Consider the following 23,017-nt stretch of genomic DNA (forward strand, 5'->3'; position numbering starts at 1 on the left):
CTCCGTTGATTTTTTAGACGACGCTGGTCAAACCGCCATCGACGAAAAGCGTCTGACCGTTCACGAAATCCGACGCCGGCGACGCCAGAAAAACCGCAGCGCCGCACAGTTCCTCGACGCGTCCCCAGCGACCCGCCGGTGTGCGCTTGCAAAGCCAGTCGGAGAAAGCGGGATCGTCGACGAGTGCCTGGTTCAGATCGGTGGCGAAATAGCCCGGCGCGAGCGCGTTAGCCTGAATGCCGCGACCGGCCCATTCAGCGCACATGCTTTTGGTGAGCATGCGAATCGCGCCTTTCGTCGCCGCATAGGGCGCGATGCCCGGCCGCGCGAGTTCGCCCTGAACCGAGCAGATGTTGATGATCTTTCCGCGGCCGCGCGCCAGCATGTGCCGTGCGACGGCTTGCGAGACATGAAACGCGCCATCGAGATTGACGCGCAGCAGGTCGTCCCAATCGTTAGCGCTGAAAGTTTCGAGCGGTGCGCGGCGCTGGATTCCGGCATTGTTCACAAGAATATCGATCGGGCCAATGCGCGTTTCGGCTTCATCGATCGCGGCGGCGACCTCTTCGCGTTTTGTCACATCAAAAACCGCGATATCCGCGATGACGCCTTCTTCTCGCAATCGAGCGGCGACCGCGAGGGCCTTTTGCTCATTGCGATCGTTGATGACGACCGCCGCGCCGGCGCCCGCCAGGCCGCGCGCCAAGGCCAGTCCGATGCCGCGTCCGGAGCCGGTGATCAAGGCGCGCCGTCCGTTGAGGCTAAATAGCTTTAGTGTCTCGTCCATTTTTATCTGGCGCATTCGATGCGCCCTGTGCTGTCTCCAATGCTCACAGTTCAACCGAAGCGCCGCAATCACGCCAATAGTCTTTCATGACGCTGTTATCATGATTCGTGATTACGCCCGCCGATGGAGAGCGATCATGGAGCTGAAGCATCTGCGCGCTTTCGTGGCGCTCGCCGAAGAACTGCACTTCGGGCGGGCCGCGCAACGGCTATGCATCGTTCAGCCCGCGCTGAGCATGCAGATCAAGGCGCTGGAAGAGGAACTCGACGTGCGGCTGCTCGAGCGCGATCGCCACAAGGTCGCGCTGAGCGAGACCGGCAGGCTCTTTCTGCCCGAGGCGCGCGCCACGCTGCATCAGGCGATGCGCGCGGAGCAGACGGCGCGGTTGTCTGCGCGCGGGGAGATCGGGACGTTGCGGATCGCGTTCGTGTCGTCGGTGCTGCCGAAGCTCCTGCCCACGCTCATCCGCATGATGCACGCGCGCTATCCGCTCGTGACGCTCGAATTGAAGGACATGCCTACGCCGGACCAGATCGCCGCCCTGCAAGACAACAAGCTGGATTTCGGGCTGATACGCCTGCCCGTCGCGGGGACGGGATTGCAGATTCGCACGGTGCTCGAAGAACCGTTCGTCGTGGCGCTGCCCGATGATCATCCGTTAGCGGCGCAGGAGTTGATCAGACCGGTCGATCTCCAGGGCTGTCCGGCGTTCGTGCTCGCGCGGCGTTATGCGCCGGGCTTTCACGACGAGATGCTGGTCGCGTTGAAGCGCGAGGGCGCCGATCTGAACATCGCGCAGGAACTCGGTGAATTCACGACGATGTTGGCGCTCGTCGCGGCGGGCCTGGGGATCGGGATGATTCCGGCTGCTGCGGCGATCGCGTTGCCGCCGAAGGTGGTGGCCCGGCCGCTGGAGTTGCGCGATCATCGGGCGGGGATTGGGCTGGCTTATACCGATCTCGATAATGCCGCGAAGCGGGCGTTGCTGGGCGTCATGGACGAATGTACCGGCGCGGTGCGGGGCGAGTAGGAGCGGTATCGTCTTTTTGATTAAAAATGAAGCCGAGGTTCGCTGCAGCGTAGGCAGCGAAATAAGTCAGCAATGCCGGTGAGCGTGTTCGCCGCCGTGCTGGCAGCTTAAAAGCGCTCGCCGTCTCCGGCGAGCGCTTCGCTTTCCGCATCTGACTTCAGTGCGCGCGCCCCACCAATACCGCCGGCTTCTCCCTCGGCGTCATCCGCGCGAAGAAAACCACTGCCGCCGCGACAACCGACATCACCGCGAGCCCGGTCATCCCGCCTTCGATCGACCCCGTTTTCTGCTCGAGAAACCCGAACGTCGCCGGCGCGACAAACCCGCCGAGATTGCCGATCGAATTGATCAGCGCCAGCACTGCCGCCGTGATCCGTGCGTCCAGATAGCCCTGCGGAATCGGCCAGAACAACGCCGACGCCGCCTTGAAGCCGATCGCCGCAAAGCAGATCGCGACGAACGAGAACAGCGGGCTGCCCTGTCCGGCGGCGTACATGCCGAGCGCCGCGATCAGCAGCACGCACGATACCCACGCCTGCTGGAACTTGAAGCGTGCGGCGAGCATCGCGAAGAGGTACATCGCTGCGATCGAAATGATCCACGGGATCGAATTGAAGAGCCCGACCTGGAAATCGTTGAAGTGGCCCATCTTGCGGATGATGCTCGGCAGCCAGAACGTCGCGCCGTAGATCGTCAGCGAGACGGAGAAATAGATCAGGCAGAAGATCACGATCTGCGGATCGCGCAACAGACTCCACACCGACGGCTTCACGGCATGCACCGCATCGCGCTGACGCTGCTCTTCCTCGATCTCGTGGACGATCGCGTCCTGCTCCTCACGAGTGAGCCACGTCGCGTCGCGCGGCTTCGAGTCGAGCCAGAACCAGACGAAGGCGGCGAGCACGACGGAAGCCATGCCTTCGATCACGAACATCCACTGCCAGCCGTGCAGGCCAAGACCCGTGATCAGCATCAGTCCGCCGGAGATCGGGCCAGAGAGCACCGACGCAAGCGCCGAGCCGCTCAGGAAGATCGCCATCGCCTTGCCGCGTTCGTCGCGCGGCAGCCACTTCGTGAAATAGAACAGCACGCCGGGGAAGAAACCCGCCTCGGCCGCGCCGAGCACGAGCCGCATCGCGTAGAACGACATTTCGCCCTTTACGAACGCCATGCCGACAGCGGCAAGCCCCCACGTGATCATGATGCGCGTGAGCCACGCCTTCGCGCCGAAGCGCTGCAGCAGCATGTTCGACGGCACTTCGAAGACTGCGTAGCTGACGAAAAAGAGCCCCGCGCCGAGCCCGTAAGCCGCGGCGCCGATGCCCAGATCCGCGCTCAAATGCTGCCGCACGAACCCGATATTCACGCGATCGATGTAATTGACGATGAACATCGCCACGAAAAGCGGCAGCACGTGCCACTTGACCTTGCTGACGGCGCGCGCGAGCACGTCGGCGCGCTCGGGATGAGAACTGCTCATTCTGTGTCTCCTAAATTGGCATTGCCTTGTCGCGTATTGACGTCTGCACAGGTCAGAAGCGCGGATTCTTGCCAGTAAAGCCCGGCTCGTACTTGCGCATTTGCGTCAGGTCGTCGCGATTGCGCACGCCGCACGAGAGATATTGCGCGTGCAGTTCGGCGAGACGCTCGCGATCGAGTTCGACGCCGAGACCCGGCGTCGTCGGCACGCGTACCGCGCCGTTATCGAACGCGACGCGGCCGCCCTTGATCACTTCTTCCTCCTGCCACGGGTAGTGCGTGTCGCAGGCGTAGGTGAGATTCGGGATGCTCGCCGCGACGTGCGTCATCGCCATCAGGCTGATGCCGAGGTGCGAGTTCGAATGCATCGACATCCCCAGGTCCCACAGCTTGCACATGCGCGCGAGCGTTTGTGTCGCGCGCAGCCCGCCCCAGTAGTGGTGATCGGACAGCAGTACCTTCACCGAGCCCATTTCGGCGCCGCGGCGGAAATCGTCCATCGTCGTGATGACCATGTTCGTCGCGAGCGGCAGGCGCGTGTGCTTGGCCAGCTCGGCCATGCCGGCGAGTCCCGGACACGGGTCTTCGTAGTATTCGAGCAATTCGTCGAGTTCGGGCGCGGCCGCGATGCTTGTTTCGAGCGTCCAGTTCGCGTTCGGGTCGAGGCGCAGCGGCAGGCCGGGGAAGGCTTCGTACAGCGCGCGCATGCAGGCGATTTCATGCGCCGGCTCGAACACGCCGCCCTTCAGCTTAATGCTCTGGAAACCGTACAGGTCGATCATGCGGCGCGCCTGCGCGACGATCTGCTGCGGGCTCAGGCCTTCGCCCCAGGCATCGGGCGCGTAGGGCTGGTCGACGTGCTCCGCGTACTTGAAAAAGAGATAGGCGCTGTACGGCACGGCGTCGCGCACTTTACCGCCGAGCAAATCGACGATCGGCGCGCCGACGATCTGGCCCTGCAGATCGAGCATCGCGACTTCGAGCGTGCTGATGACCTTCGCCGCGTTCTTCGCCGTGTGCGAGCCGGGAGCCAGTTCGAACTCGACGGCGCCGGGGCTCGGCTTGATCGCGCCACGCACGCGCTCTTCCATCCGGTTCAGATCGAATGGCGAGAGGCCGAGGACGAGCGTTCTGGCCTGCTCGAGCACGCGCAGCATCGGCTCGTCGCCGTAGGTTTCGGAGATGCCGACTCGGCCGTCGCTCGTCTCCAGTTCGACGATCGCGCGCAACGCCCACGGTTCGTGGATGCCCGCGGCGTTGAGCAGCGGGCCGTCACGGAAGGCGATCGGCGTAATACGGACTTGAGTGACGGTGATGTCGCGAGTCATGGTGGCAATCCGGTGATTTTGAGGTGATGACGCATAGTAAAGCACTAATGTATTAGTGTGTCACTGGGGAAACTACTCACACGGCTTTTGCTGCACGAAAACGCTGATTGCCATGCCCGAAGCGGCTGAGCGCCGCTATAGTACTAATATCTCAGTGGATTTTTTAGCGCCGATCATGAAAACCAGTGCTTCGTCGACCCGTCTCGACCGTTCCCGCCATGCCGCGCCGCAAGTCTTCGAAAGACTGCGCGAAATGATCCTGTCGATGGAACTTGCGCCCGGTACGGTACTCTCACGCGCCGATCTGGCAACGCAATACGGCCTGAGCCAGACTCCCGTGCGCGATGCGCTGATGAAGCTCGGCGAGGAAGGTCTCGTCGATATCTTTCCGCAGCACGCGACGGTCGTCAGCCAGATCAACGTGACGTCGGCGTTGCAGGCGCACTTTCTGCGCCGTTCGATCGAACTGGAAGTTGTGCGCACGCTGGCGGAGAAACATGACGTCGCGCTGATTTTTCAGTTGCGCGCGACGATCGCGGCGCAGATGGAATTGCGCGACCTGCGCAACTACGAGCAGTTCTCGCTGCAGGATCAGGCATTTCATCGGCAGATGTACGAGGCGGCCGGCGTGCCGCAGCTTTGGGATCTCGTTCGAAGGCTGAGCGGGCACATCGACCGGCTGCGTCGGCTTCATCTTCCGGTCGAGGGCAAAACCATGGCCGTGGTGCGCGACCACACCGAAATCGTCGATGCAATCCAGGCGGGCGATCCCGACGCCGCGCAGGCGGCGCTGCGCAAGCATCTCTCAGGGACGTTGAGCCAGGTCGACCAGATTCGCACGAGTCATCCAGATTATTTGACGGACGAATAAACGCACCGGTGTTTACCCGTTGCACCCCTTTTCGTGCTTGCAACGCGCAGACTCGACACGCAAAATGTAAGCGCTAACACACGAGTGATGACCGGCTATCGTATTTCAGCGATCCTTTCAGACCTCAAAATGTAAGCGCTAACATCCAAGACATGAAACGGAGACAACGATCATGAGCGCAACCCCCGTCCACGAGCAGGCCCCGCCGCGAATCCGCCGCGCCCAGATCGTGGCGCTCACGCTGCTGATGGTGAGCGGCATCGTCAATTATCTCGACCGCGGGACGCTCGCCGTCGCCAATCCGCTGATCCGCGCCGACCTCGGCCTCTCGCTCGGACAGATGGGGCTGCTGCTCTCCGCGTTCTCATGGAGCTACGCGCTCTTCCAGTTGCCGGTGGGCGGACTCGTCGATCGCGTCGGACCGCGCAAATTGCTCGGCATCGGCCTGATCGTCTGGTCGCTCGCGCAGGCGTCAGGCGGCTTCGTCTCGACGTTCGGCTGGTTCATCCTCGCGCGGATCGTGCTCGGCATCGGCGAGGCGCCGCAGTTTCCGTCGGCGGCGCGCGTCGTCAGCAACTGGTTTCCGCTGCGCGCCCGCGGCAAGCCAACCGGCATCTTCAACTCGGCGTCGCCGCTCGGCACGGCGCTCGCGCCGCTCTGCCTCTCGATCCTCGTCGTCAATTTCCACTGGCGCTGGGCCTTTATCGTGACGGGCATCGCCGGCCTTGTTGTTGCGGTCGTGTGGCTCGCCGTGTACCGCGATCCCGTGAAAGCCACGATGACCGAGGCAGAGCGCCACTATCTCGAAGGCGACGAGGCCGACCGCAAACCCGCGCCCTCGCTCACCTTCGCCGAATGGCGCTCGCTGTTTTCGCACGGCACGACGTGGGGCATGCTGATCGGCTTCTTCGGCTCGGTCTATCTGAACTGGGTGTATCTCACGTGGCTCCCCGGCTACCTGACGATGGAACGCCACATGAGCCTGATGCATACGGGCGTCGCAGCATCGATTCCGTTCTTCTGCGGCTTCCTCGGCTCGCTCACGGCCGGCTGGTTCTCCGATCTGATCACGAGCCGCAGCACGAACCCAGTCGGAAGCCGCCGCAACTCGGTGGTGATCGCGATGCTCGGCATGGTCGCGTTCACGATTCCAGCGGCGCTCGTCGAGAGCAACACGATCGCGATTGTGTGCATTTCGGTGGTGATCTTCCTCGCCAATGCCGCGTCCGCCAGCTCGTGGGCGCTCGCGACGGCCGCCGCGCCGCCGAACCGGGTCGGCTCGCTCGGCGCGATCCAGAACTTCGGCGGCTTCCTTGGCGGTGCGCTCGCGCCGATCCTGACCGGCTACATCGCGCAGACCTGGTCGTTCGTTCCGGCGCTGCTGACGGCGGCGGGCATCGCGTTCGTCGGCGCGTTGAGCTACCTGTTTTTCGTGCGCAAGCCGATCGAGGACAAGCCGACCCACACCGATACCGTCCAGGCCCCGGCCTGATTCCACCCCTTATTCGAGAGAAGACCATGACCATCGCTACCCAAATCGAAGGCATCGTGCCCGTGATGCTGACCCCGTTCGACGCGTCCGGCGCGATCGACTACGCCGGGCTCGAACGCCTGATCGAGTGGTACATCGCGCACGGCTCGGACGCGCTTTTCGCCGTCGCTCAGTCGAGCGAGATGCAGTTCCTGAGCCTCGCCGAGCGCGGTGAACTCGGACGCTTCGTCGTCGAGAAGGTGGCGGGGCGCATTCCCGTCGTGGTTTCCGGCCACATCAGCGATGATCCGGACGCGCAAGCGGAAGAACTCGGCGTCGCGGCATCGACGGGCGCGCAAGGCATCGTGCTCGTGACGAACCGGCTCGATCCGAAGCGCGAAGGGACGGAGGTTTTCTCGGCGAACCTGAAACGCCTGCTGGCGCGCCTTCCGTCGGACATTCCGCTCGGTCTCTACGAATGCCCGGCGCCCTACCGCCGCCTGCTTTCCGACGACGAACTGAAGATGTGCATCGATACCGGCCGCTTCATCATGCTGAAGGACGTGAGCTGCGATCTCGATACTGTCAAGCGGCGCGTCGCGATGGCGCAGGGTTCGCCGCTGAAGGTCCTGAACGCCAACGCGGCGATCGCATGGGACGCGATGAAAGCCGGCTCAGCGGGCTTCAACGGCGTGTTCACGAATTTTCACCCTGATCTCTACAAGTGGCTGCGCAACGATTCGGCGCAGGACCCGGCGCTCGCTGAGGAACTGTCGACGTTTCTCGTGCTCGCGGCCGTGTCGGAATCGCTCGGCTATCCGGCGCTCGCCAAGATCTACCATCAGCGCATCGGCACGTTCGATTCGATTCGCTGCCGCGTGATCGACTACGACGTGCGTGAGCGCTTCTGGGCGCTCGATGCCGTGCTCGACAAGATCGTCGCCGGCACCGAGCATTTCCGCGCGCGCATCGCGGCGCTCAGCCGCGGTCGAAAACCCGCGACGGTATGATGGCGTGCCCATCCTCTTCTGATTCCGATGTCTCGTTCCATTGACCCCTCGACGCCTGCCGTGCCACGCGCCCGCCGCAACACGGGCCGCACCGTGCTCTCCGACGTGGCGAAGCTCGCGGGGGTATCGACGGCGACCGTCTCGCGCGTCTACAACGAGCCCGACAAGGTCTCCGAGCGCGTGCGCGAGCGCGTCGAACATGCGGCGTTGACGCTCAACTGGTTCCCGAACGCGGCGGGACGCGCGCTCGCATCGACGCGCAGCCACATCGCGGGCATCATCATTCCGACGCTCGACGACCAAGTGTTCGCCTCGCAGGTGAGCGGCATGCAGGCGGCGTTCGCGGCGCGCGGCATCACGCTCGTGCTCGGCTGCTCGAACTACGATCCGGCGCAGGCGCTCGTGCAGGTTCGCGCGATGCTCGCGCGCGGCGTCGAAGCGATGGCGATCGTCGGCGAGGCGCATCCGGCCGAGCTTTTCGACGCCTTGCGGCTCTACCGCGTGCCGTATGCGGTCACGTATGCGTATCGCGAGGGCAGCCCGCACGACTGCATCGGCTTCGACAATCACAAGGCGTATGTCGAACTCACAGAACATCTGATCGGCCTCGGACACCGCTCGTTCGCCGTCTGTATCCAGCCGACGCGCGACAACGACCGCGTGCAGGCGCGCGTCGCGGGCATCCGCGCGGCGCTCGAACGCAACGGCCTCGCGGTGCGGCCGGAACACATGCTCGAAGGCGAATCGACCATCGGATTCGGGCGGCGCAGCCTGCGCGCGATCTGGGAAGCGCCCGGCGAGCGGCCGACCGCAATCGTCTGCGGTAACGATCACATCGCGCTCGGGGTGTTGCGCGAGGCGGAGGATCTGGGAATCGCGATTCCGGGCGAATTGTCGGTGACCGGTTTCGATGACCTCGCCATCGCGAAGGAAATGCGGCCCGCGCTCACGACGATGCGTGTCGATACCGCCGAGATCGGCAGGCTCGCGGCGCAACATCTGCTCGACGCGCTCGATGGCAAGCGGGCAATGCGTGGACACGAAGTGCGCGCGTTGCTTCAGGTGCGCGAATCGACGGGGCCGTGTCCGTCTCAAAACTAAAGCAATTTCACCGAAACGCCCGCATCTGCGCCTGCATCATCTGCAGCATCTTGTTCGACGCCACCGAGAGTTTGCGCCCCACCCGCGTGATCAGATGCGCCTCGGCCTTCCCTAACAACGGATGGCTGATTTCGATCACGAACAGTTCTCCGGCGGCGATCTCCGTCGTGACGGCGAACTCCGGAAGACACGTGATCCCGAGCCCCGACTTCACGAACTGCTTGAGAATCGCGATGGAATTCGTCGTGACGACCGGTTCCAGTCGAATCTTCTCCGCATATTCAACAGCTTCAAGCATCTGCCGCGTGCCATAGCTCGAATGCGTCGCGGCCAGCGGATACGACGCCAGTTCGCGCACCGTCATCGACTTCTTCTTCCCGAGCCCCTCGAACGACCGCCCGACGACCGCCATCAAAGGCTGACGCTTGAACGCGCGCGACACGATTCGCGGCTCGTTCGGCGGGTTGTACACGAGTCCGATCTCGCCCTCGTCCTCGGAAATCTTGCGCATCACCTCGTTCGTGCCGGCCAGGTCCAGATTCACCGCGATGCCGGGAAACTGCTTGCAGAAGTGCTGCATCGGCCCGGCGAGCAGGTCCGACACGAAACCTTCGCCCAATACGACACTGATATGCCCGGTCCGCAGCCCGCGCAGTTCCTGTAGCCGCGAAAGCAAGTCGTCCCGGTGCGCGAGCTGCTCCCGAAAATAATCGATGACGTGCGCCCCCGCCTCGGTCGGCTTGACGCCGCGCGCGTGGCGCTCGACTAGCACGGCATCGAGTTCGGTTTCGAGCAGGCCAATCTGACGGCTCACCGCCGATGGCGCGACGTTCAGCGCGTCGGCAGCGGCGCGGATCGTGCCGCAGCGCACAGCCTCGTAGAAATAGACGATTCGGCTCTCGGTCAGGATCTCGGCCACTCGGTCGCTCCGTTCTAAAAATTAGAACATTCTCAATATTGGCGTCGATTGATTATAGGGTTCCGCGAGTCCAACATCACAGCTCAAACGCCCGCACCGCATCGGTCAGGCGAATCTGCAAGGAGTGGACTTTATGAAGACGGTCGGAGTCATCGGGCTGGGGAACATGGGACGCGGCATGGCGCTGTCGCTTAAACGCGGGGGCTACGCGGTGCTCGGCTTCGACGCCGCGCCGGGCGTCGCCGCGAAGCTGCAGGAAGAAGGCGTCGAGGCGCGTGAATCGATAGCCGCCATCGCGCGCGACGCCGATGTGCTGATCCTGAGCCTGCCGACCTCCGAGATCGTCGAGCAGGTCGTGCTGGGCGCGGACGGCGTCGCGGCGAACGCAAAACCCGGCCTCATCGTCGTCGATACGACGACCGCCGAGCCCAACAGCACGCGCAAGGTCGCGGCGGCGCTCGCGGAGATGAAGATCGGTTTCGTCGACGGACCGGTCAGCGGCGGCCCGAAAGGCGCTGCCACCGCCACGATGACGATGGTCCTCGGCGGCTCCGAACAAGATGTCGCGGCCGTCGAGCCGATTCTCGCGGTGATCAGCGCGAAGCGCGTTCACGTCGGCCCGGTAGGCGCCGGGCACGTCACCAAGATCATCAACAACCTCCTGACCGGCATCCATTTGCTCGCCGCGAGCGAAGCCGTGCGCGCCGCCGAGGCTGCGGGTGTCGATCCGCAGAAGCTCGTCGAGGCGCTGAACGGCGGCTCGGGACGCAACAGCGCGACGCTCACGAACTATCCGACCTGGATTTTCAACGACAAATTCGACTCGGGCTTCACGATGAAGCTGATGCGCAAGGACGTGCGCCTCGCGATGGACCTGCTGCGCGGCCAGGGCGCCGAAGCGCCGATGAGCGCCGAAGCGGGCCGCCTGTGGGCCGAGAGCGCGAAGACCATCGGCGATGCGGAGGATTTCAACCGCATCGTCCAGTTCGTCCCCGAACATTAATCGACAGCCTAAGGAGCAGTGAAAGTGGAATTCAACGAAGCGGAACAGTTGCTCGCGGCCTTCGCCCATTTCTTCCCGCAAGCGAAGACGGTCGGCTCGTGGGTCGGCGGGGAACTCGTCGAAGGAACCGGCGACGACATCCAGCTCTACAACCCGGCGACGGGCAAGGCGAGCCTCGCATACAAGGACGGCGGCGCCGCGATCGTCGCGCAGGCTGCAGATGCAGCGCAGCGCGCGCAGAAAGAATGGTGGGCGCTCACGCATGCCGCGCGCGGACGCGTGATGTTCGCGATTGCACGCGAACTGCGCGCCGAAGCCGAGCCGATCGCTCGGCTCGAATCGATCGGCTCGGGCAAGCCGATCCGCGACTGCCGCGGCGAAGTGGCGAAGGTCGCCGAGATGTTCGAGTACTACGGCGGCTGGACCGACAAGTTCTACGGCGACGTGATTCCGGTGCCGTCGTCGCATCTCAATTACACGCGACGCGAACCCGCTGGCACCGTGCTGCAACTGACGCCCTGGAACGCGCCGGTCTTCACCTGCGGCTGGCAGGTCGCGCCCGCAATCTCGATGGGCAACGCCGTGTTGCTCAAGCCCTCTGAACTGACGCCGTTCACCTCGCTCGTGCTCGGCATGCTCGCCGAGAAGGCCGGCGCGCCGAAGGGTCTCATCAACGTGCTCGCGGGCTACGGCCACACCGTCGGGCAGGCGGCGATCGCGAACAAGGTCGTGAAAAAGGTCGTGTTCGTCGGCTCGCCCGCGACCGGCATCCGCATCGCCGAGGCGGCCGCGAAGCGCGTGCTGCCGTGCGTGCTGGAGCTCGGCGGCAAATCCGCGAACATCATTTTCGACGACGCCGATCTCAAGCGCGCCGCCCTTACCGCGCAAGCCGCGATCTTCGCCGGCGCGGGACAAAGCTGCGTCGCGGGGTCGCGCCTTCTGGTGCAGCGCTCGATCTACGACCGGTTCGTCGAGATGGTCGCGACGGGCGCGAAAAAGATCAAGGTCGGCAACCCGCTCGACGATTCGACCGAAGTCGGTCCGATCAACAATCGCCGCCAGTACGAGCACGTCATGAGCATGATTTCGAAGGGCGTCGCAGCGGGCGCAACGCTCGCCGCCGGTTCCACCGAGCTATCCGACGATGGCTACTTTGTCTCCCCGACCGTGCTCGCGAACGTGACGAACGACATGGACGTCGCGCGCACCGAGATCTTCGGGCCGGTCGTGGCCGCGATCCCGTTCGATACCGAAGAGGAAGCGCTCGCCATCGCGAACGACACCGAGTTCGGCCTGGCCGGCGCGGTCTGGACGAGCGACGTCGGCCGCGCGCATCGCGTGGCGGCGGGGGTGGATGCCGGGACGTTCTGGATCAACGGCTACAAGACGATCAACGTCGCGTCGCCGTTCGGCGGCTACGGACTGAGCGGCTACGGACGCTCGAGCGGCGTGGAAGCGCTCTACGAATACACGCAGACGAAGAGCGTGTGGGTCGAGACGGCGAAGGACCCGGCCACCGCGTTCGGCTATCTGTGACAATACGGCCTCCCGTCGCACCGGCGGGAGGGAGCACGAAACAATCATGAAAGGGGAGCAGGAATGGAACACACGCTAACGACCCAGTCGACGGGAAGCGATGGCATGAGAAGCGCAAAGCTGTTCTTGTACGCGGCGGTGATTCTGCTCATCGCCGAGTTCATCGGGTCGTTTTCGTTCAAGGTCGGGCCGGGCAAGGTCGTGCTGCTGCCGATGATCTGGGCGCTCCTGCTCGGCGCCGCGCTCGGCCTCGCGAGCGATCGCTGGAAGAGCGCCGCGCGCCTCGACGTGCGCACGCAGTTCCTCGCGGCCGCGATCCTGCAACCCGCCCTGCTCCTTTTCATCTCGAAGCTCGGTCTTCTGGTCGGCAGCGCGCTGCCCAAGCTGGCCGCCGCAGGCTGGGCGCTGGCGTTCCAGGAACTGGGCCACTTCGTCGGCACGATTTTGCTCGGGCTGCCGCTCGCGTTGTTGCTCGGCATCAAGCGCGAGGCGATTGGCGCCACATTCTCGGTCGGCCGCGAACCGAGCCTGGCGATCATCGGCGAGAAGTACGGCATGGATTCCGCCGAGGGCCGCGGCGTGCTCGCCGAGTACCTGACGGGCACCGTGTTCGGCGCGGTATTCATCGCGATCTTCGCGGGCTTCGTCGCGAGCCTGAACATCTTTCACCCGCTCGCGCTCGCGATGGGCTCGGGCGTCGGCTCCGGCAGCATGATGGCGGCGGCATCGGGCGCAATTGCCGCGCAGCAGACGCCCGAGATGGCGAAATCCGTGCTCACTTTCGCTGCGGCCAGCAACCTCATTACGACGACCATCGGCACGTACTTCACGCTGTTCATCTCGCTGCCGATGGCCGTGTGGGGCTATCGCCTGCTCGAACCGCTGATCGGGCGGACGACGAAGGCATCGAGCGCATCGGACGTAATCAACGACGCGCGCCCGAAGCTCGGCGACGTGCAGACGGAAGCGCCCGAACTGGGTTATCGCGGCAAGATGCTCGCGTGGGGCGTGACGGCGGTGATGGCGCTCGTGTGCGACTGGATCACGCACGGGACAACGCCGCTCGAAGGCCTTCCCGGCATGCTACTGATGGTGCTGGCGGTGATCGTCGGCGACGCGGTTTTCAAGGTGAGCGGACGCAAGATTCCGGCGGTGTGCTGGGTGTCGCTGGTCGCCATGTTCATGACGTCGCCGTGGTGTCCGTGGGGCGCGCAGATCGCCGCGTTCAGCTCGAAGAACGACTTCCTCGGCGTGACGACTCCGATGCTTACTTTCGCGGGGCTTTCCATCGCGAAGGATATTCCGGCATTCCGGCGACTCGGCTGGAGAATCGTGCTGGTTTCGTTCGTCGCGAATGCGGGGACGTTTCTCGGGGCGGCGCTGGTGGCGCAGTTTTTCGATGTGTGAGGTGAAGTCGGGCGTGCTGTTCAACTCTCTTCGCCAAGTCGATGCAGCACGCTGGCCACCACACGATCGCACTGCGCACCGCAGAATTCGAACAGACCTGGCTCAGCGAGATCGATATCCCTCGCGAGCGATTCGCGCAGCAAGCTCCTCGCGCGAAAATGCCGGCTGCGCACCGTGGCCTCGGGAATCCCAAGACACAGCGCAGTTTCCTCGACGCTCATCTCCTCGACCGAACGCAGCACGAACACGACGCGAAACACTTCCGGCATCTCGTCCAGCTTGCGCTCCAGCAACGCGCGCATTTCTGCGGTCGCCGCTGCCTTGTCGGGAGAACTGGCGTGATCTTCGGCCTGTGCCATTGCGTCGACCTCGACATCGGTGGTCCATTCCACCATTGGGATCACTCTTTGACGCCTGGCTGTCCGGCGCAAGCGGGCAAAGCATTCATTGAGCACGAGACGCGACAGCCACGTCACGAGCGCCGCGTCGCCGCGGAACTGGCCGATCGATCGATAGGCCGACAGGTACGCGTCCTGCAACGCGTCCTCGGCTTCCGCCTCGTCACGCAGCGTGGCGCGTGCCAATCGATACAGACGCCGGTTGTGGCGGCGCATCAGCAGTTCGAACGCCGCGCGATCGCCCGCGCGAATGCGGGAGACGATCGACAGGTCGTCGATGGCGGGAGGGGTCGAAGGTAATGCGGCTCTTTCCATCACGGGGCCTTCTGGACGGTCAACGTACCATGCATCGTGGGATGGAAGTCGCACACGTACGGATAACTTCCCACCCGGCCGGCGACATAACTCCACGATGCGTTCGGCGCGATGCTGTGCGAATCGAACGCCTTCGTTGGTGCGGTCGCCGTGTGGGGAAACAGGTCCTTGTTCATCCACACGACGCGATCGCCCGGCCGCACCGTCAGCGTCGCGGGATCGAAGCGCATCTGCTCGATCACGACGACGTGCGTTTCGGACTCGGCCAGCGTCGTGTCACAAGACACAGCAAGCGCAACGGCCAGAATCATCGCGCGATCAACCACCGCTCTTGCCCAGTTCAGCCTGCAGATGCCTTGCATGTTCAAGGTGCGCGACAAAAGCCGGCCGCACCTTGACGAGAAGCGCCTTCAACTCTCCGTTCTGCGCACTCGGGATCAGGGTCTTGTCGAGCGCGCTCAAAACGCTCTCGTGATACGCGACCTCATGAGCGATGTACGCCCGATCGAACGGCTTGTCCTTGAGCGCCTTGAGACTGGCGAGATTTGCATCGCCGCCTTGCTTGAGGCTCTGGCTCGTCGGGTTGTCTTCGGGCTTCACGCCGAGCTTCTGAACGAGGTCGGTGGCGGCCTTGTTGACGCCACTATGGTCGGTGATCATCTGCTGCGCAAACGCCTTGACGTCGTTCGACCGGCTCTTCGACTTCGCCAGCTCGCCGGCATCGATATCGACCTGATTCGCGGTCACCACGATGGCCGCGATTTGTGGATCGGTGGGTTGCGAACTCTGCGCTACGCATAGCGTGCTGGATAGCGCCAACGTCGCAAGCATGGGGATTCTGCTGAGTCTCATGACCTGTCTCCGGGAGCGATGTGCATCGTGCTCGGCCCGCGCGGCGAGATTGCCATTCGGGCTTTCTATGGGATTGGATGTCACGAGAAAAAGCGCTGTTCCCAAGGCTAACGACAGAAGCGTAGAAGCAAGCGCTGTGGTATGTAGGCGACTGCAGAGTAGGGCCCTGGCTCCCGCGCGTCAAAACTCCCTCTTGCGACACATCACGGCCACGATGTCCGACTGCGTCAGCATCCCGACGAGTTCGTTATCGTCGAGCACTACAGGCATGTGATGATGCCCTTTGGCCGTGAAGCGATGGATGACGTCGGAGACGCGTGTCGCTGCATCGACGGTGGTCATGGCCGTCGACATCACGCTGCGAACCGGTAGCGCCCTCCTTTCGCGCTCCGCCTGGTCGGTTGCGTCGCTCCGAATGCCAGTGGGAAGCGGTTGAAGATCCGCGCGCGTGACCACGCCGATCAGGCGATGTTCAGAATCGATTACCGGCAGCAGCTTGACCCGGCGTTTGTCCAGCAGACCCAGCGCTTCACCAATGGTCTGATCGCCGGTCACGCTCGTGACGGGGGCTCGCATGACCTCCCCGCAAGTCATTTCCATCAGCCGCCTGAAATAGGCTTGCTGCTCCAGCCTCTCACGCAGCAATTCCACGCGATCCGGGTCCAGCCCGGAAGTGTGTAGCTCGTTGCGAAAAGAATGACCCGCATCGAGCTGTGCGGTGGCGCGTCGCACACTCGTCAGCCACCTCGTAAAACTGGAACCGACTGCCATGTTCGCCTCGTCCAGCGTCAACCATGTGTAATGTAAACGTATCACAACGTGACACGCTTGCGCGCAGCGCGCCGGATAAAACGTCATTAGCGTTTTCCCGCAGTCGCAGCGGAAACGCACGATTTTGCGGGGGTTTGAGTGTTGGCGTGTCGCATGGCACGGCCTGCAACCCTGAAACGAACGACGACGCGACAGCCGTCATATATATCACATTGTGATCTATAATCGAACCGTCGGGGCTTGAAGGGAGACGACCATGCTTATCAACAGCGACTTCGAAATGGGTTATCTGATCATCGTGTGCGCGCTGCTTGGTGTGATATTCATCGGCGCGCTGCTTGCCGCGGTGCATCTCGATCGATGGCACCCGAAGCTGATCGGTGCGGCAATCGGCGCGTTGCTCGGTTTCATGCTGATTGAAGCGGTTCCGCTTATTACCTGAAAGCGAACCCGCAGCGCGCTTAGAACTCTTCGGTGATAAATTTGAACGGATAATCAGGCGCCGTGTAGCCATCGGACGCTTGCCGCTTGGGCAACTTCACGCGCTTGCGCGGCATCGCTTCATAGGGGATCCTGCCGAGCAGATCGCTGATGATGTTGAGCCGCGCGCGGCGCTTGTCGTTCGATATCGCGACGGACCACGGTGCGATTTCCGTGTCCGATGCCTTGAACATCGCATCGCGGGCGCGCGAATAGTCGTACCAGCGGCTGTACGACCGCAGGTCCATGTCGGTGAGCTTCCAGACCTTGCGTCCGTCGTTGATGCGCGCCTCCAGCCTGCGCGTCTGCTCTTCTTCGGTGACCTCCAGCCAGTACTTGATGAGGAGCACGCCGGAATTGACGATTGCGCGCTCGACCAGCGGAATCGCATTTAGAAACGCCTCCGCTTCTTCTTCCGAGCAGAAGCCCATGACCCGTTCGACGCCGGCCCGGTTGTACCAGCTTCGATCGAAGATGACGACCTCGCCCGCCGCCGGCAGATGCGGCAAATAGCGCTGCACATACATCTGGCTTTTCTCACGCTCGGTCGGCGCCGGCAGCGCGATCACGCGAAACACACGCGGACTCACGCGCTCGGTGATCGCCTTGATGACGCCGCCTTTGCCCGCACCGTCGCGTCCTTCGAAGACGATGCACACCTTCTTGCGCTTTTGCACCACCCATTCCTGCAGTTTCACGAGTTCCGCATGCAAGGGCAGCAACGCCTTCGTGTAATCCTTGTAGCTCAGCGCATCGCCTTGCGAAGGCGCCTCTTTACCCCGTTTCTTCGACATGTCCGTGCCTCCGATGTCAAGCCTTCAGCTCGCGTCGATCTCGTTTGTCAGCGGCGCGCCCGATTCGAACTCCGTCACGCTTTGCAGCGTCGTCTCGCAGATGGTCGTCACCGCCTCGCGCGTGAGGAACGCCTGGTGCCCGGTCAGGATCACGTTGGGGAACGTGACGAGCCGTTGCAGCACGTCATCGGTGATGATCGTGCCGGAGAGGTCGCGAAAGAAGAGCCCCGCCTCCTGCTCGTACACGTCGATCGCAAGACCGCCCAACTGGCCGCTTCTGAGCGCATCGATGACGGCTTCCGTATCGATGAGCCCGCCGCGGCTCGTGTTGATCAGCAGCGCGCCGCGCTTGGCGCGCGAAAGCGTATGGGCATCGATGATGTGATATGTATCGGGCGTGAGCGGACAATGCAGCGAGATGATGTCCGCGCTCGAACCGATCTCGCCCGGCTCCGCATAGCGCGCGCCCATCGCCTCGAATTCCGGCGATGGAAACTTGTCGTAGCCGATCACGTCGCAGCCGAAGCCGAGCATGATCTTCGCGAAGACGCGTCCGATCTTGCCCGTGCCGATCACCGCGACCGTCTTTCCGCACAGGTCGAAGCCCATCAAGCCGTCGAGCGAAAAGTTGAAGTCGCGCGTGCGATTGTAGGCGCGGTGGATCTTGCGGTTGATCGCCATCAGCAGCGCGACGGCGTGCTCCGCGACGGAATTCGGCGAGTAGTCGACCACCCGCACTACCTTGATGCCGAGCGCGCGCGCGGCGCTCAGGTCCACGTTGTTGAAGCCGGTGCAGCGTAGCGCGACGAGCTTCGTGCCGCCCTTCGCAAGCGCTTCGAGCACCGCCGCATTCGCATGGTCGTTGACGAAGATGCACACCGCGCCGTGGGCCGCCGCGAGACTCACGGTCTCGTCGTCGAGCGGGACCTCGTAGTACTTGAGACGATGGGTGTGCGCCGCATTCGCGGCATCGAGATATTCGCGATCGTAGGGCTTCGCGCTGAAGACGGCGATTTCCATCGAGTGCCTCCGAAGTTCTTGAATCCGGCGTGAACGTGCCAAGCTATCCGCTCGCGAGCACAGCGGCGATCTGTACGAACAGGATCTTCACGACGGTCATCGACGGGAAGATCATCGCATAGCCTACATCCGGTGCATCAGTCGGCGCGACGCGGTTCGCGAAGGCGAGGATCGCCGGATTGCCCGTCGCGCCGCTGAGTATGCCGACCGTCATGTCGAACGGCAGCCTGAAGACCCACAGGCAGAAGATCGCCGTGACGATGAGGAGCGCGAGTGCAATGGCCACGCCGTACAACAGGAACGACAAACCCGCCACGCCGATGGTCGCAAAGAACTTCGGCCCCGAGGCGATGCCCACTTGCGCGAGAAAGATTGTCAGGCCGAAGTTGCGCAGGACCAGGTTCGCGGAAAGCGGCATCGTCCAGACGAACGGGCCGACGCGACGCACGCGCCCCAATACGAGCGCGACCAGCAGCAGCGCCGCGAGCCCAAGCGCGAGCTTGCCGACGCCGGGAATCGGCAATGGAATCGCGCCGGCCAGGAGCCCGAGCGCCGCGCCGACGCCGATCGAGATGAAGCTCAACTCGGCTGTTCCCTTGATCGAATCGCCGAAGAACGCGCGCAGCGGCTTCATGTGCGCGCGGTTCGCAAGCAAGCCTACGCGGTCGCCAAATTCGAGAATGAGGTCCTGATTCGGCATCAGGTCGGCATCGCCCCGGCGCACGTGCGCGATCGTGCAGACGACGCCCTCCGGGAACCGGATATCGCGCAGCATGCGTCCCACCACGAGCTTGCTCGAGGCGAACACGCGCCCGTAGTCCAAATCCTCGCGATGACTCGTCATGCGCCCCGGCTGCAACTCGCCGAAGAGCGATATGGCTCTTTGCAGCGCGGCGGGATCGGTGGCGGTCGCAAGCAGGACGTCGTCGGCTTGCAGGACGAGATCGTCGGTCGGCGGGCGATTGTGGTGCTCGCGACGCACGGCGGCGATTGCGATGCCCGCCGGCATGCGGGTCTTCACATCGGCCAGGCGTGAACCGATGAACTCGGGATTGCGCAACGCGATCTCGGCGGTTTCGATGAGCTTCGGCGGCGGCCGCTCGATATGCGGCTTCAGCAGCGCGCTAAGGACATACAGGAAAAGAATCGGCCCCGCGACGCCGAACGGATACGCGACGCTGTAGCCGACCGTCGCGCCGTCGCTTTTCATGGCGGCCATCGCGGCTTGCAGGCTCGCCGTGCTGGTGCCGGACCCGGCGAAGAGGCCGAGCGATTCGTCGAGCTTCACGCCGAAGAGCGGCACGAACGCGATCGCCAGGAGCCCGGAGGCGATCACGCCAAGCGCGGCGGCGATGTTGGCCTTGAGGCCGTCGGCGCTGGTAAGGCCCTTGAAGAACTGGTCGCCATACTGGATGCCGATGCCATAGAGGAAGAGCAGCAGCCCAAGCGTGCCGAGCAGCGCGGGCGGCGCGGACTTCGGCGCAAACCCGCCGATCGCGAGCCCGACGAAGAGCACCGCGCCCGAGCCGAGCGCCACGCCCTTGACGCTGATCTCGCCGACGACATAGCCGAGCGCGACCGTGACGAAGAGCGTGAGCAGCGGCTGGGATTCGAGCAACATCCTGACTGCATCCATGACAGTACCCTTCGATGAGCAAGAAAGGACGCGGCCAGAAACCCGGCGGCGCATGAAGCTTCTCGATGACCTGAAGATGCAGCCCGAAGGCGCGTTTACAATTTAGGTGCAAAACCCTTAAAAGACAATGCTGCGGAATTGCTAGAACAAGCCGCGCCGGCTCGGATCGTACATCGGATCAGGCGATTTCTGCGTTTGCCTCAAGACGCCCTGATCGTCGAAATAGAAGTTGAAGATCAGGTGATTGATGTTGTTTTCCACATACCGGTAAGACCAGACGTCCCGTTTCATTCGCGAAAAATACGATGTCTCGAACGGACGGCCGAAGTTCATGAGCACGTCCTCACGCGTCCACTTGTTGACTTCCGCGCGGTAGAACTCGCTCTCCTGCAACACTTGTCGAACGCTTACCACCTTGCCCGATGCATCAACGTCGGCGGCGGTCGTGGTCGTGCCCATTGGCTGGGTCGGCCACATGAGGCGCTTGCCGCCGCCGGGGAGATCGTAGGTTTCTTTGGGCGGTCCGAGCTTCGCGACCAACGCGGACTGATCCGCGCCCGGCTCGACCTGCTGATACGGCTGAGCGCAGGCAAAGAGCGCCAACGCCCCCGCGCAGACAATCAATCTGGCGATACGGCTCTGCATCACGTCTCTCCCGCGATCGAATCAAATCAGCCGCGCCGCCTCGTCGAGACGGCTCTTCGCCGGCAGCAAACCGGCCCGTGCGGTGCGCACGAGCGAAAACGCCCGCGTCTCCGGCGGCGTGCCTGGAATGTGTGCGATCCGGAACTCGATGTCGTCGCCCGGTTGCGTGCACGTGTCGTCCATCACGACGTTCATCCGGTCGAGCCGCAATCGCTTCACCTCGACGAATGCCCGCCCCTGCGGCTCGGCCAGCACGCTGCGTACATATTCGAACTTGCGTTCGAGCGCGTCCATCGGCAGGCCGAGGCCCGCAAGCGTCTGGCTGTTCTCTTCGATGCGCGCCTGCAACCGCGCGATCTCGCCCGCGTCGAGCGCGGCTTCGTTGCCGAACACCGAGCGCGTACCCACGCCCTGCCGTTCGAGCAACTGCAAGCGCGCCTTGAGTAGCGCGCGCTCCTCTTCCAGCACTTCTCGCTTCGATGCATCGCCCGCGACGCCTTGCAGCCCGTCGAGCGCCAGTTGATCGACCGCGCGCCGCACGATCTCCTCGCGCAGTTCAGTGTCGGTGCGCGCGCAAATCTTTATACGGTGATCGTCGAAACTGATGGTCGTCTGCGCGACATCGGGACGCGCATGCTCGCCCACCCACGCGACGCCCAGCACGCGGCGCTCGATCATTGCCATGCTGAGCACCGCATGAACGTGCGTGAGGTCCGGGTTCTGCTCGAAGCAGGACCGCAACTCCGTCGAGCGGCTCAGCACGGGCGCGACGTCGCCGGGCGTCGCGAAGAACGCATGCATCGACGGGTCGCACGACCACGCCTCGGCGCTCGCATTCATCGGATCGGGCAACGCGCCGACAAGGCCATCGACATAGCCGATGCAAGTAGCAAGCGCCTGAGCCATGCGCCCTTCGTACTTGTCGACAAGCCGAAGCTGCGGATCGAGCCGCACGATGCGCGCGAGCGCGTCCGTCACGCGCGCGTCCGCGCACGCCTCGCTCTCGTGCTTGCCGCCGACAAGCCAGCTCAGAATGCCCACGTCGCTCTCCTGCCGCCTCTACTCTTCTTCGCGCGGCGGCACCACGTTGACGTTGATCGTGCGGTTCTTCCAGAACAAGTTGTGAACCCGCCCTTCGAGACTGCGCAGCGAATGCGGCTCGACGTTGTTGAAAGTCAGCAGCACCGCAGGCCGCGAACCGGCACCCGGAACGCGCTGGATTTCGTCGAATGCAGGAAAGCCATAGCGGATCAGGAATTCCTTGATCTCTTCGTCGGTTACATCGTCCGCTACATTGCCTATCCAAAGCTCGGCCATAATCAAACCCCTCTCTCTTTTATTGACATTGCAGCACGGCCGTCAGGCCATGATGTGCACCCCGCCGTCGACGTACAGTGTTTCGCCCGACAGGCGCCGCGCATAAGGCGTCGCAAGGAACGCACACGTAAAGCCGACGTCCATGATGTCGACCAGCTCGCCAAGCGGCGCCCGCTGTGCGGCTTCGTTGAGCAGCAAGTCGAAATCCTTCAGGCCCGACGCGGCCCGCGTTTTGAGCGGTCCCGGCGAGATCGCATGCACGCGGATGCCCTTCGATCCGAGTTCGTACGCGAGATAACGGGCGCATGCTTCGAGCGCCGCCTTCACCGGTCCCATCAGGTTGTAGTTCGGCACTACCTTGGTCGCGCCGTGGTAGCTCATCGTGAGGATCGTACCGCCGTCCGTCATGAGCGGCGCCGCGAGCCGCGCCATGCGCACGAGCGAATGGCAGGAGATGTCCATCGCCTTCGCGAAGCCTTCGGCCGAACTATCGAGCAGGCCGCCTTGCAGGTCCTCCTTCGGCGCCCACGCGATGGAATGAACGAGGATATCGAGCCTGCCCCATTCCTCGCGTATCCGTGCGAAGAGCGCGTCGAGATCGGACGGCTGCGAGACGTCGAGCGGCATCAGGATCGGCGCTTCCAGTTCGCGCGCGAGGGGCTCGACGTAGGTCTTCGCCTTCTCGTTCACGTAAGTGATCGCCAGGTCGGCGCCCAGCTCGCGAAACGCCTTCGCGCACCCGTAGGCAATCGAGTGCTCGTTCGCGATTCCCGTGACGAGCGCTTTCTTGTCCTTCAGGATCGGGCGAGGGATTTCCACGGTCATGTGAGGCTCCTAGTCGATGTCG

At 63.5% G+C, this 23,017-nt stretch carries 24 protein-coding genes; 9 read left to right on the plus strand and 15 right to left on the minus strand.

Annotated features, from left to right (window positions below; genetic code table 11):
• Positions 1-13: 13 nt before the first annotated feature.
• The gene (locus AWB65_RS07295) at positions 14-787 is read right to left on the minus strand and encodes a glucose 1-dehydrogenase (RefSeq protein ID WP_087666501.1); all 774 of its coding nucleotides are present in this window, start codon (positions 785-787) and stop codon (positions 14-16) included.
• Positions 788-923: 136 nt separating this feature from the next.
• On the opposite strand from AWB65_RS07295, the gene AWB65_RS07300 reads away from it, so the two are divergent.
• Positions 924-1,817 (plus strand): LysR substrate-binding domain-containing protein, encoded by an 894-nt coding sequence (locus AWB65_RS07300; RefSeq protein WP_087666502.1) that lies wholly within the window; start codon positions 924-926, stop codon positions 1,815-1,817.
• Between the two features lie 157 nt (positions 1,818-1,974).
• Here the strand turns inward: AWB65_RS07300 and AWB65_RS07305 are convergent, their stop codons facing one another.
• Positions 1,975-3,297 carry an MFS transporter gene (locus tag AWB65_RS07305; protein WP_087666503.1) on the minus strand — a complete coding sequence of 441 codons (1,323 nt, stop codon included), beginning with the start codon at positions 3,295-3,297 and terminating at the stop codon, positions 1,975-1,977.
• Positions 3,298-3,349: 52 nt separating this feature from the next.
• Complete coding sequence (locus AWB65_RS07310; RefSeq protein WP_087666504.1) at positions 3,350-4,624, minus strand: glucarate dehydratase family protein; 1,275 nt, start codon at positions 4,622-4,624, stop codon at positions 3,350-3,352.
• Between the two features lie 175 nt (positions 4,625-4,799).
• On the opposite strand from AWB65_RS07310, the gene AWB65_RS07315 reads away from it, so the two are divergent.
• From AWB65_RS07315 to AWB65_RS07330, 4 genes are all read left to right on the plus strand, one after another.
• Positions 4,800-5,495, plus strand: a complete 696-nt coding sequence (locus AWB65_RS07315) for a GntR family transcriptional regulator (protein WP_087666569.1) — start codon at positions 4,800-4,802, stop codon at positions 5,493-5,495.
• A gap of 172 nt (positions 5,496-5,667) precedes the next feature.
• On the plus strand, positions 5,668-6,987 hold the full coding sequence (locus AWB65_RS07320; protein WP_087666505.1) for an MFS transporter: 1,320 nt from the start codon (positions 5,668-5,670) through the stop codon (positions 6,985-6,987).
• Positions 6,988-7,013: 26 nt separating this feature from the next.
• Positions 7,014-7,976, plus strand: a complete 963-nt coding sequence (locus AWB65_RS07325) for a Dap2 family DHDPS-related protein (protein WP_087666506.1) — start codon at positions 7,014-7,016, stop codon at positions 7,974-7,976.
• 27 nt (positions 7,977-8,003) lie between these two features.
• Positions 8,004-9,077, plus strand: a complete 1,074-nt coding sequence (locus AWB65_RS07330; RefSeq protein ID WP_200821678.1) for a LacI family DNA-binding transcriptional regulator — start codon at positions 8,004-8,006, stop codon at positions 9,075-9,077.
• A gap of 7 nt (positions 9,078-9,084) precedes the next feature.
• Here the strand turns inward: AWB65_RS07330 and AWB65_RS07335 are convergent, their stop codons facing one another.
• Positions 9,085-9,996: a LysR family transcriptional regulator gene (locus AWB65_RS07335; RefSeq protein ID WP_087666507.1), complete on the minus strand. Its 912-nt coding sequence runs from the start codon at positions 9,994-9,996 to the stop codon at positions 9,085-9,087.
• A 133-nt stretch (positions 9,997-10,129) separates the two neighbouring features.
• On the opposite strand from AWB65_RS07335, the gene AWB65_RS07340 reads away from it, so the two are divergent.
• The 3 genes from AWB65_RS07340 (at position 10,130) to AWB65_RS07350 (ending at position 13,942) form a co-directional block, all read left to right on the plus strand.
• Positions 10,130-10,999, plus strand: a complete 870-nt coding sequence (locus tag AWB65_RS07340; protein ID WP_087666508.1) for an NAD(P)-dependent oxidoreductase — start codon at positions 10,130-10,132, stop codon at positions 10,997-10,999.
• Between the two features lie 24 nt (positions 11,000-11,023).
• On the plus strand, positions 11,024-12,535 hold the full coding sequence (locus tag AWB65_RS07345) for an aldehyde dehydrogenase family protein (protein WP_087666509.1): 1,512 nt from the start codon (positions 11,024-11,026) through the stop codon (positions 12,533-12,535).
• 63 nt (positions 12,536-12,598) lie between these two features.
• Positions 12,599-13,942 carry a DUF3100 domain-containing protein gene (locus AWB65_RS07350; protein WP_087658591.1) on the plus strand — a complete coding sequence of 448 codons (1,344 nt, stop codon included), beginning with the start codon at positions 12,599-12,601 and terminating at the stop codon, positions 13,940-13,942.
• Positions 13,943-13,962: 20 nt separating this feature from the next.
• On the opposite strand, the gene AWB65_RS07355 is transcribed toward AWB65_RS07350, so the two are convergent.
• The 4 genes from AWB65_RS07355 to AWB65_RS07370 all read right to left on the minus strand — a co-directional run bounded on the left by AWB65_RS07355 (position 13,963) and on the right by AWB65_RS07370 (position 16,278).
• Positions 13,963-14,655, minus strand: a complete 693-nt coding sequence (locus tag AWB65_RS07355; protein WP_087666510.1) for an RNA polymerase sigma factor — start codon at positions 14,653-14,655, stop codon at positions 13,963-13,965.
• Entirely contained in the window at positions 14,655-14,966 is a 312-nt protein-coding gene (locus tag AWB65_RS07360; protein WP_087666571.1) for a cupredoxin domain-containing protein, read from the minus strand. Before AWB65_RS07360 ends, AWB65_RS07355 begins: the two co-directional genes overlap by 1 nt.
• Before the next feature lie 7 nt (positions 14,967-14,973).
• Positions 14,974-15,507: a DUF4142 domain-containing protein gene (locus AWB65_RS07365; RefSeq protein ID WP_087666511.1), complete on the minus strand. Its 534-nt coding sequence runs from the start codon at positions 15,505-15,507 to the stop codon at positions 14,974-14,976.
• Between the two features lie 180 nt (positions 15,508-15,687).
• Entirely contained in the window at positions 15,688-16,278 is a 591-nt protein-coding gene (locus AWB65_RS07370; protein WP_235007535.1) for a CBS domain-containing protein, read from the minus strand.
• Between the two features lie 256 nt (positions 16,279-16,534).
• Between AWB65_RS07370 and AWB65_RS07375 the strand changes: the two genes are divergently transcribed.
• Entirely contained in the window at positions 16,535-16,720 is a 186-nt protein-coding gene (locus tag AWB65_RS07375; RefSeq protein ID WP_087666512.1) for a hypothetical protein, read from the plus strand.
• 19 nt (positions 16,721-16,739) lie between these two features.
• Here AWB65_RS07375 and ppk2 read toward each other — a convergent pair whose 3' ends face one another.
• The 7 genes from ppk2 to fabI all read right to left on the minus strand — a co-directional run bounded on the left by ppk2 (position 16,740) and on the right by fabI (position 22,995).
• Positions 16,740-17,552 carry a polyphosphate kinase 2 gene (gene ppk2, locus AWB65_RS07380; RefSeq protein WP_087666513.1) on the minus strand — a complete coding sequence of 271 codons (813 nt, stop codon included), beginning with the start codon at positions 17,550-17,552 and terminating at the stop codon, positions 16,740-16,742.
• A gap of 24 nt (positions 17,553-17,576) precedes the next feature.
• Complete coding sequence (locus tag AWB65_RS07385; protein WP_087666514.1) at positions 17,577-18,572, minus strand: 2-hydroxyacid dehydrogenase; 996 nt, start codon at positions 18,570-18,572, stop codon at positions 17,577-17,579.
• Between the two features lie 43 nt (positions 18,573-18,615).
• A complete protein-coding gene (locus AWB65_RS07390) occupies positions 18,616-20,208 on the minus strand; it encodes an aspartate:alanine exchanger family transporter (protein ID WP_087666515.1) in 1,593 nt (530 codons plus the stop codon).
• Between the two features lie 141 nt (positions 20,209-20,349).
• Positions 20,350-20,853 (minus strand): hypothetical protein, encoded by a 504-nt coding sequence (locus tag AWB65_RS07395; protein WP_087666516.1) that lies wholly within the window; start codon positions 20,851-20,853, stop codon positions 20,350-20,352.
• Positions 20,854-20,874: 21 nt separating this feature from the next.
• Complete coding sequence (locus AWB65_RS07400; protein WP_087666517.1) at positions 20,875-21,894, minus strand: hypothetical protein; 1,020 nt, start codon at positions 21,892-21,894, stop codon at positions 20,875-20,877.
• A gap of 18 nt (positions 21,895-21,912) precedes the next feature.
• Positions 21,913-22,170 (minus strand): RNA recognition motif domain-containing protein, encoded by a 258-nt coding sequence (locus AWB65_RS07405; RefSeq protein ID WP_087666518.1) that lies wholly within the window; start codon positions 22,168-22,170, stop codon positions 21,913-21,915.
• Positions 22,171-22,212: 42 nt separating this feature from the next.
• On the minus strand, positions 22,213-22,995 hold the full coding sequence (gene fabI, locus AWB65_RS07410; RefSeq protein WP_087666519.1) for an enoyl-ACP reductase FabI: 783 nt from the start codon (positions 22,993-22,995) through the stop codon (positions 22,213-22,215).
• Between the last annotated feature and the right edge of the window lie 22 nt (positions 22,996-23,017).

It is taken from the genome of Caballeronia humi (genome assembly GCF_001544475.1).
Taxonomy (GTDB): Bacteria; Pseudomonadota; Gammaproteobacteria; order Burkholderiales; family Burkholderiaceae; genus Caballeronia; species Caballeronia humi.

Bases quoted from the DNA above. Each gene is read 5' to 3' on its own strand.
- AWB65_RS07295 (WP_087666501.1), bottom strand. From the start codon at position 787: ATGGACGAGACACTAAAGCTATTTAGCCTCAACGGACGGCGCGCCTTG.
- AWB65_RS07300 (WP_087666502.1), top strand. From the start codon at position 924: ATGGAGCTGAAGCATCTGCGCGCTTTCGTGGCGCTCGCCGAAGAACTG.
- AWB65_RS07305 (WP_087666503.1), bottom strand. From the start codon at position 3,297: ATGAGCAGTTCTCATCCCGAGCGCGCCGACGTGCTCGCGCGCGCCGTC.
- AWB65_RS07310 (WP_087666504.1), bottom strand. From the start codon at position 4,624: ATGACTCGCGACATCACCGTCACTCAAGTCCGTATTACGCCGATCGCC.
- AWB65_RS07315 (WP_087666569.1), top strand. From the start codon at position 4,800: ATGAAAACCAGTGCTTCGTCGACCCGTCTCGACCGTTCCCGCCATGCC.
- AWB65_RS07320 (WP_087666505.1), top strand. From the start codon at position 5,668: ATGAGCGCAACCCCCGTCCACGAGCAGGCCCCGCCGCGAATCCGCCGC.
- AWB65_RS07325 (WP_087666506.1), top strand. From the start codon at position 7,014: ATGACCATCGCTACCCAAATCGAAGGCATCGTGCCCGTGATGCTGACC.
- AWB65_RS07330 (WP_200821678.1), top strand. From the start codon at position 8,004: ATGTCTCGTTCCATTGACCCCTCGACGCCTGCCGTGCCACGCGCCCGC.
- AWB65_RS07340 (WP_087666508.1), top strand. From the start codon at position 10,130: ATGAAGACGGTCGGAGTCATCGGGCTGGGGAACATGGGACGCGGCATG.
- AWB65_RS07350 (WP_087658591.1), top strand. From the start codon at position 12,599: ATGGAACACACGCTAACGACCCAGTCGACGGGAAGCGATGGCATGAGA.
- AWB65_RS07355 (WP_087666510.1), bottom strand. From the start codon at position 14,655: ATGGAAAGAGCCGCATTACCTTCGACCCCTCCCGCCATCGACGACCTG.
- AWB65_RS07360 (WP_087666571.1), bottom strand. From the start codon at position 14,966: ATGATTCTGGCCGTTGCGCTTGCTGTGTCTTGTGACACGACGCTGGCC.
- AWB65_RS07365 (WP_087666511.1), bottom strand. From the start codon at position 15,507: ATGAGACTCAGCAGAATCCCCATGCTTGCGACGTTGGCGCTATCCAGC.
- AWB65_RS07370 (WP_235007535.1), bottom strand. From the start codon at position 16,278: ATGGCAGTCGGTTCCAGTTTTACGAGGTGGCTGACGAGTGTGCGACGC.
- AWB65_RS07375 (WP_087666512.1), top strand. From the start codon at position 16,535: ATGCTTATCAACAGCGACTTCGAAATGGGTTATCTGATCATCGTGTGC.
- ppk2 (WP_087666513.1), bottom strand. From the start codon at position 17,552: ATGTCGAAGAAACGGGGTAAAGAGGCGCCTTCGCAAGGCGATGCGCTG.
- AWB65_RS07385 (WP_087666514.1), bottom strand. From the start codon at position 18,572: ATGGAAATCGCCGTCTTCAGCGCGAAGCCCTACGATCGCGAATATCTC.
- AWB65_RS07390 (WP_087666515.1), bottom strand. From the start codon at position 20,208: ATGGATGCAGTCAGGATGTTGCTCGAATCCCAGCCGCTGCTCACGCTC.
- AWB65_RS07395 (WP_087666516.1), bottom strand. From the start codon at position 20,853: ATGCAGAGCCGTATCGCCAGATTGATTGTCTGCGCGGGGGCGTTGGCG.
- AWB65_RS07405 (WP_087666518.1), bottom strand. From the start codon at position 22,170: ATGGCCGAGCTTTGGATAGGCAATGTAGCGGACGATGTAACCGACGAA.
- fabI (WP_087666519.1), bottom strand. From the start codon at position 22,995: ATGACCGTGGAAATCCCTCGCCCGATCCTGAAGGACAAGAAAGCGCTC.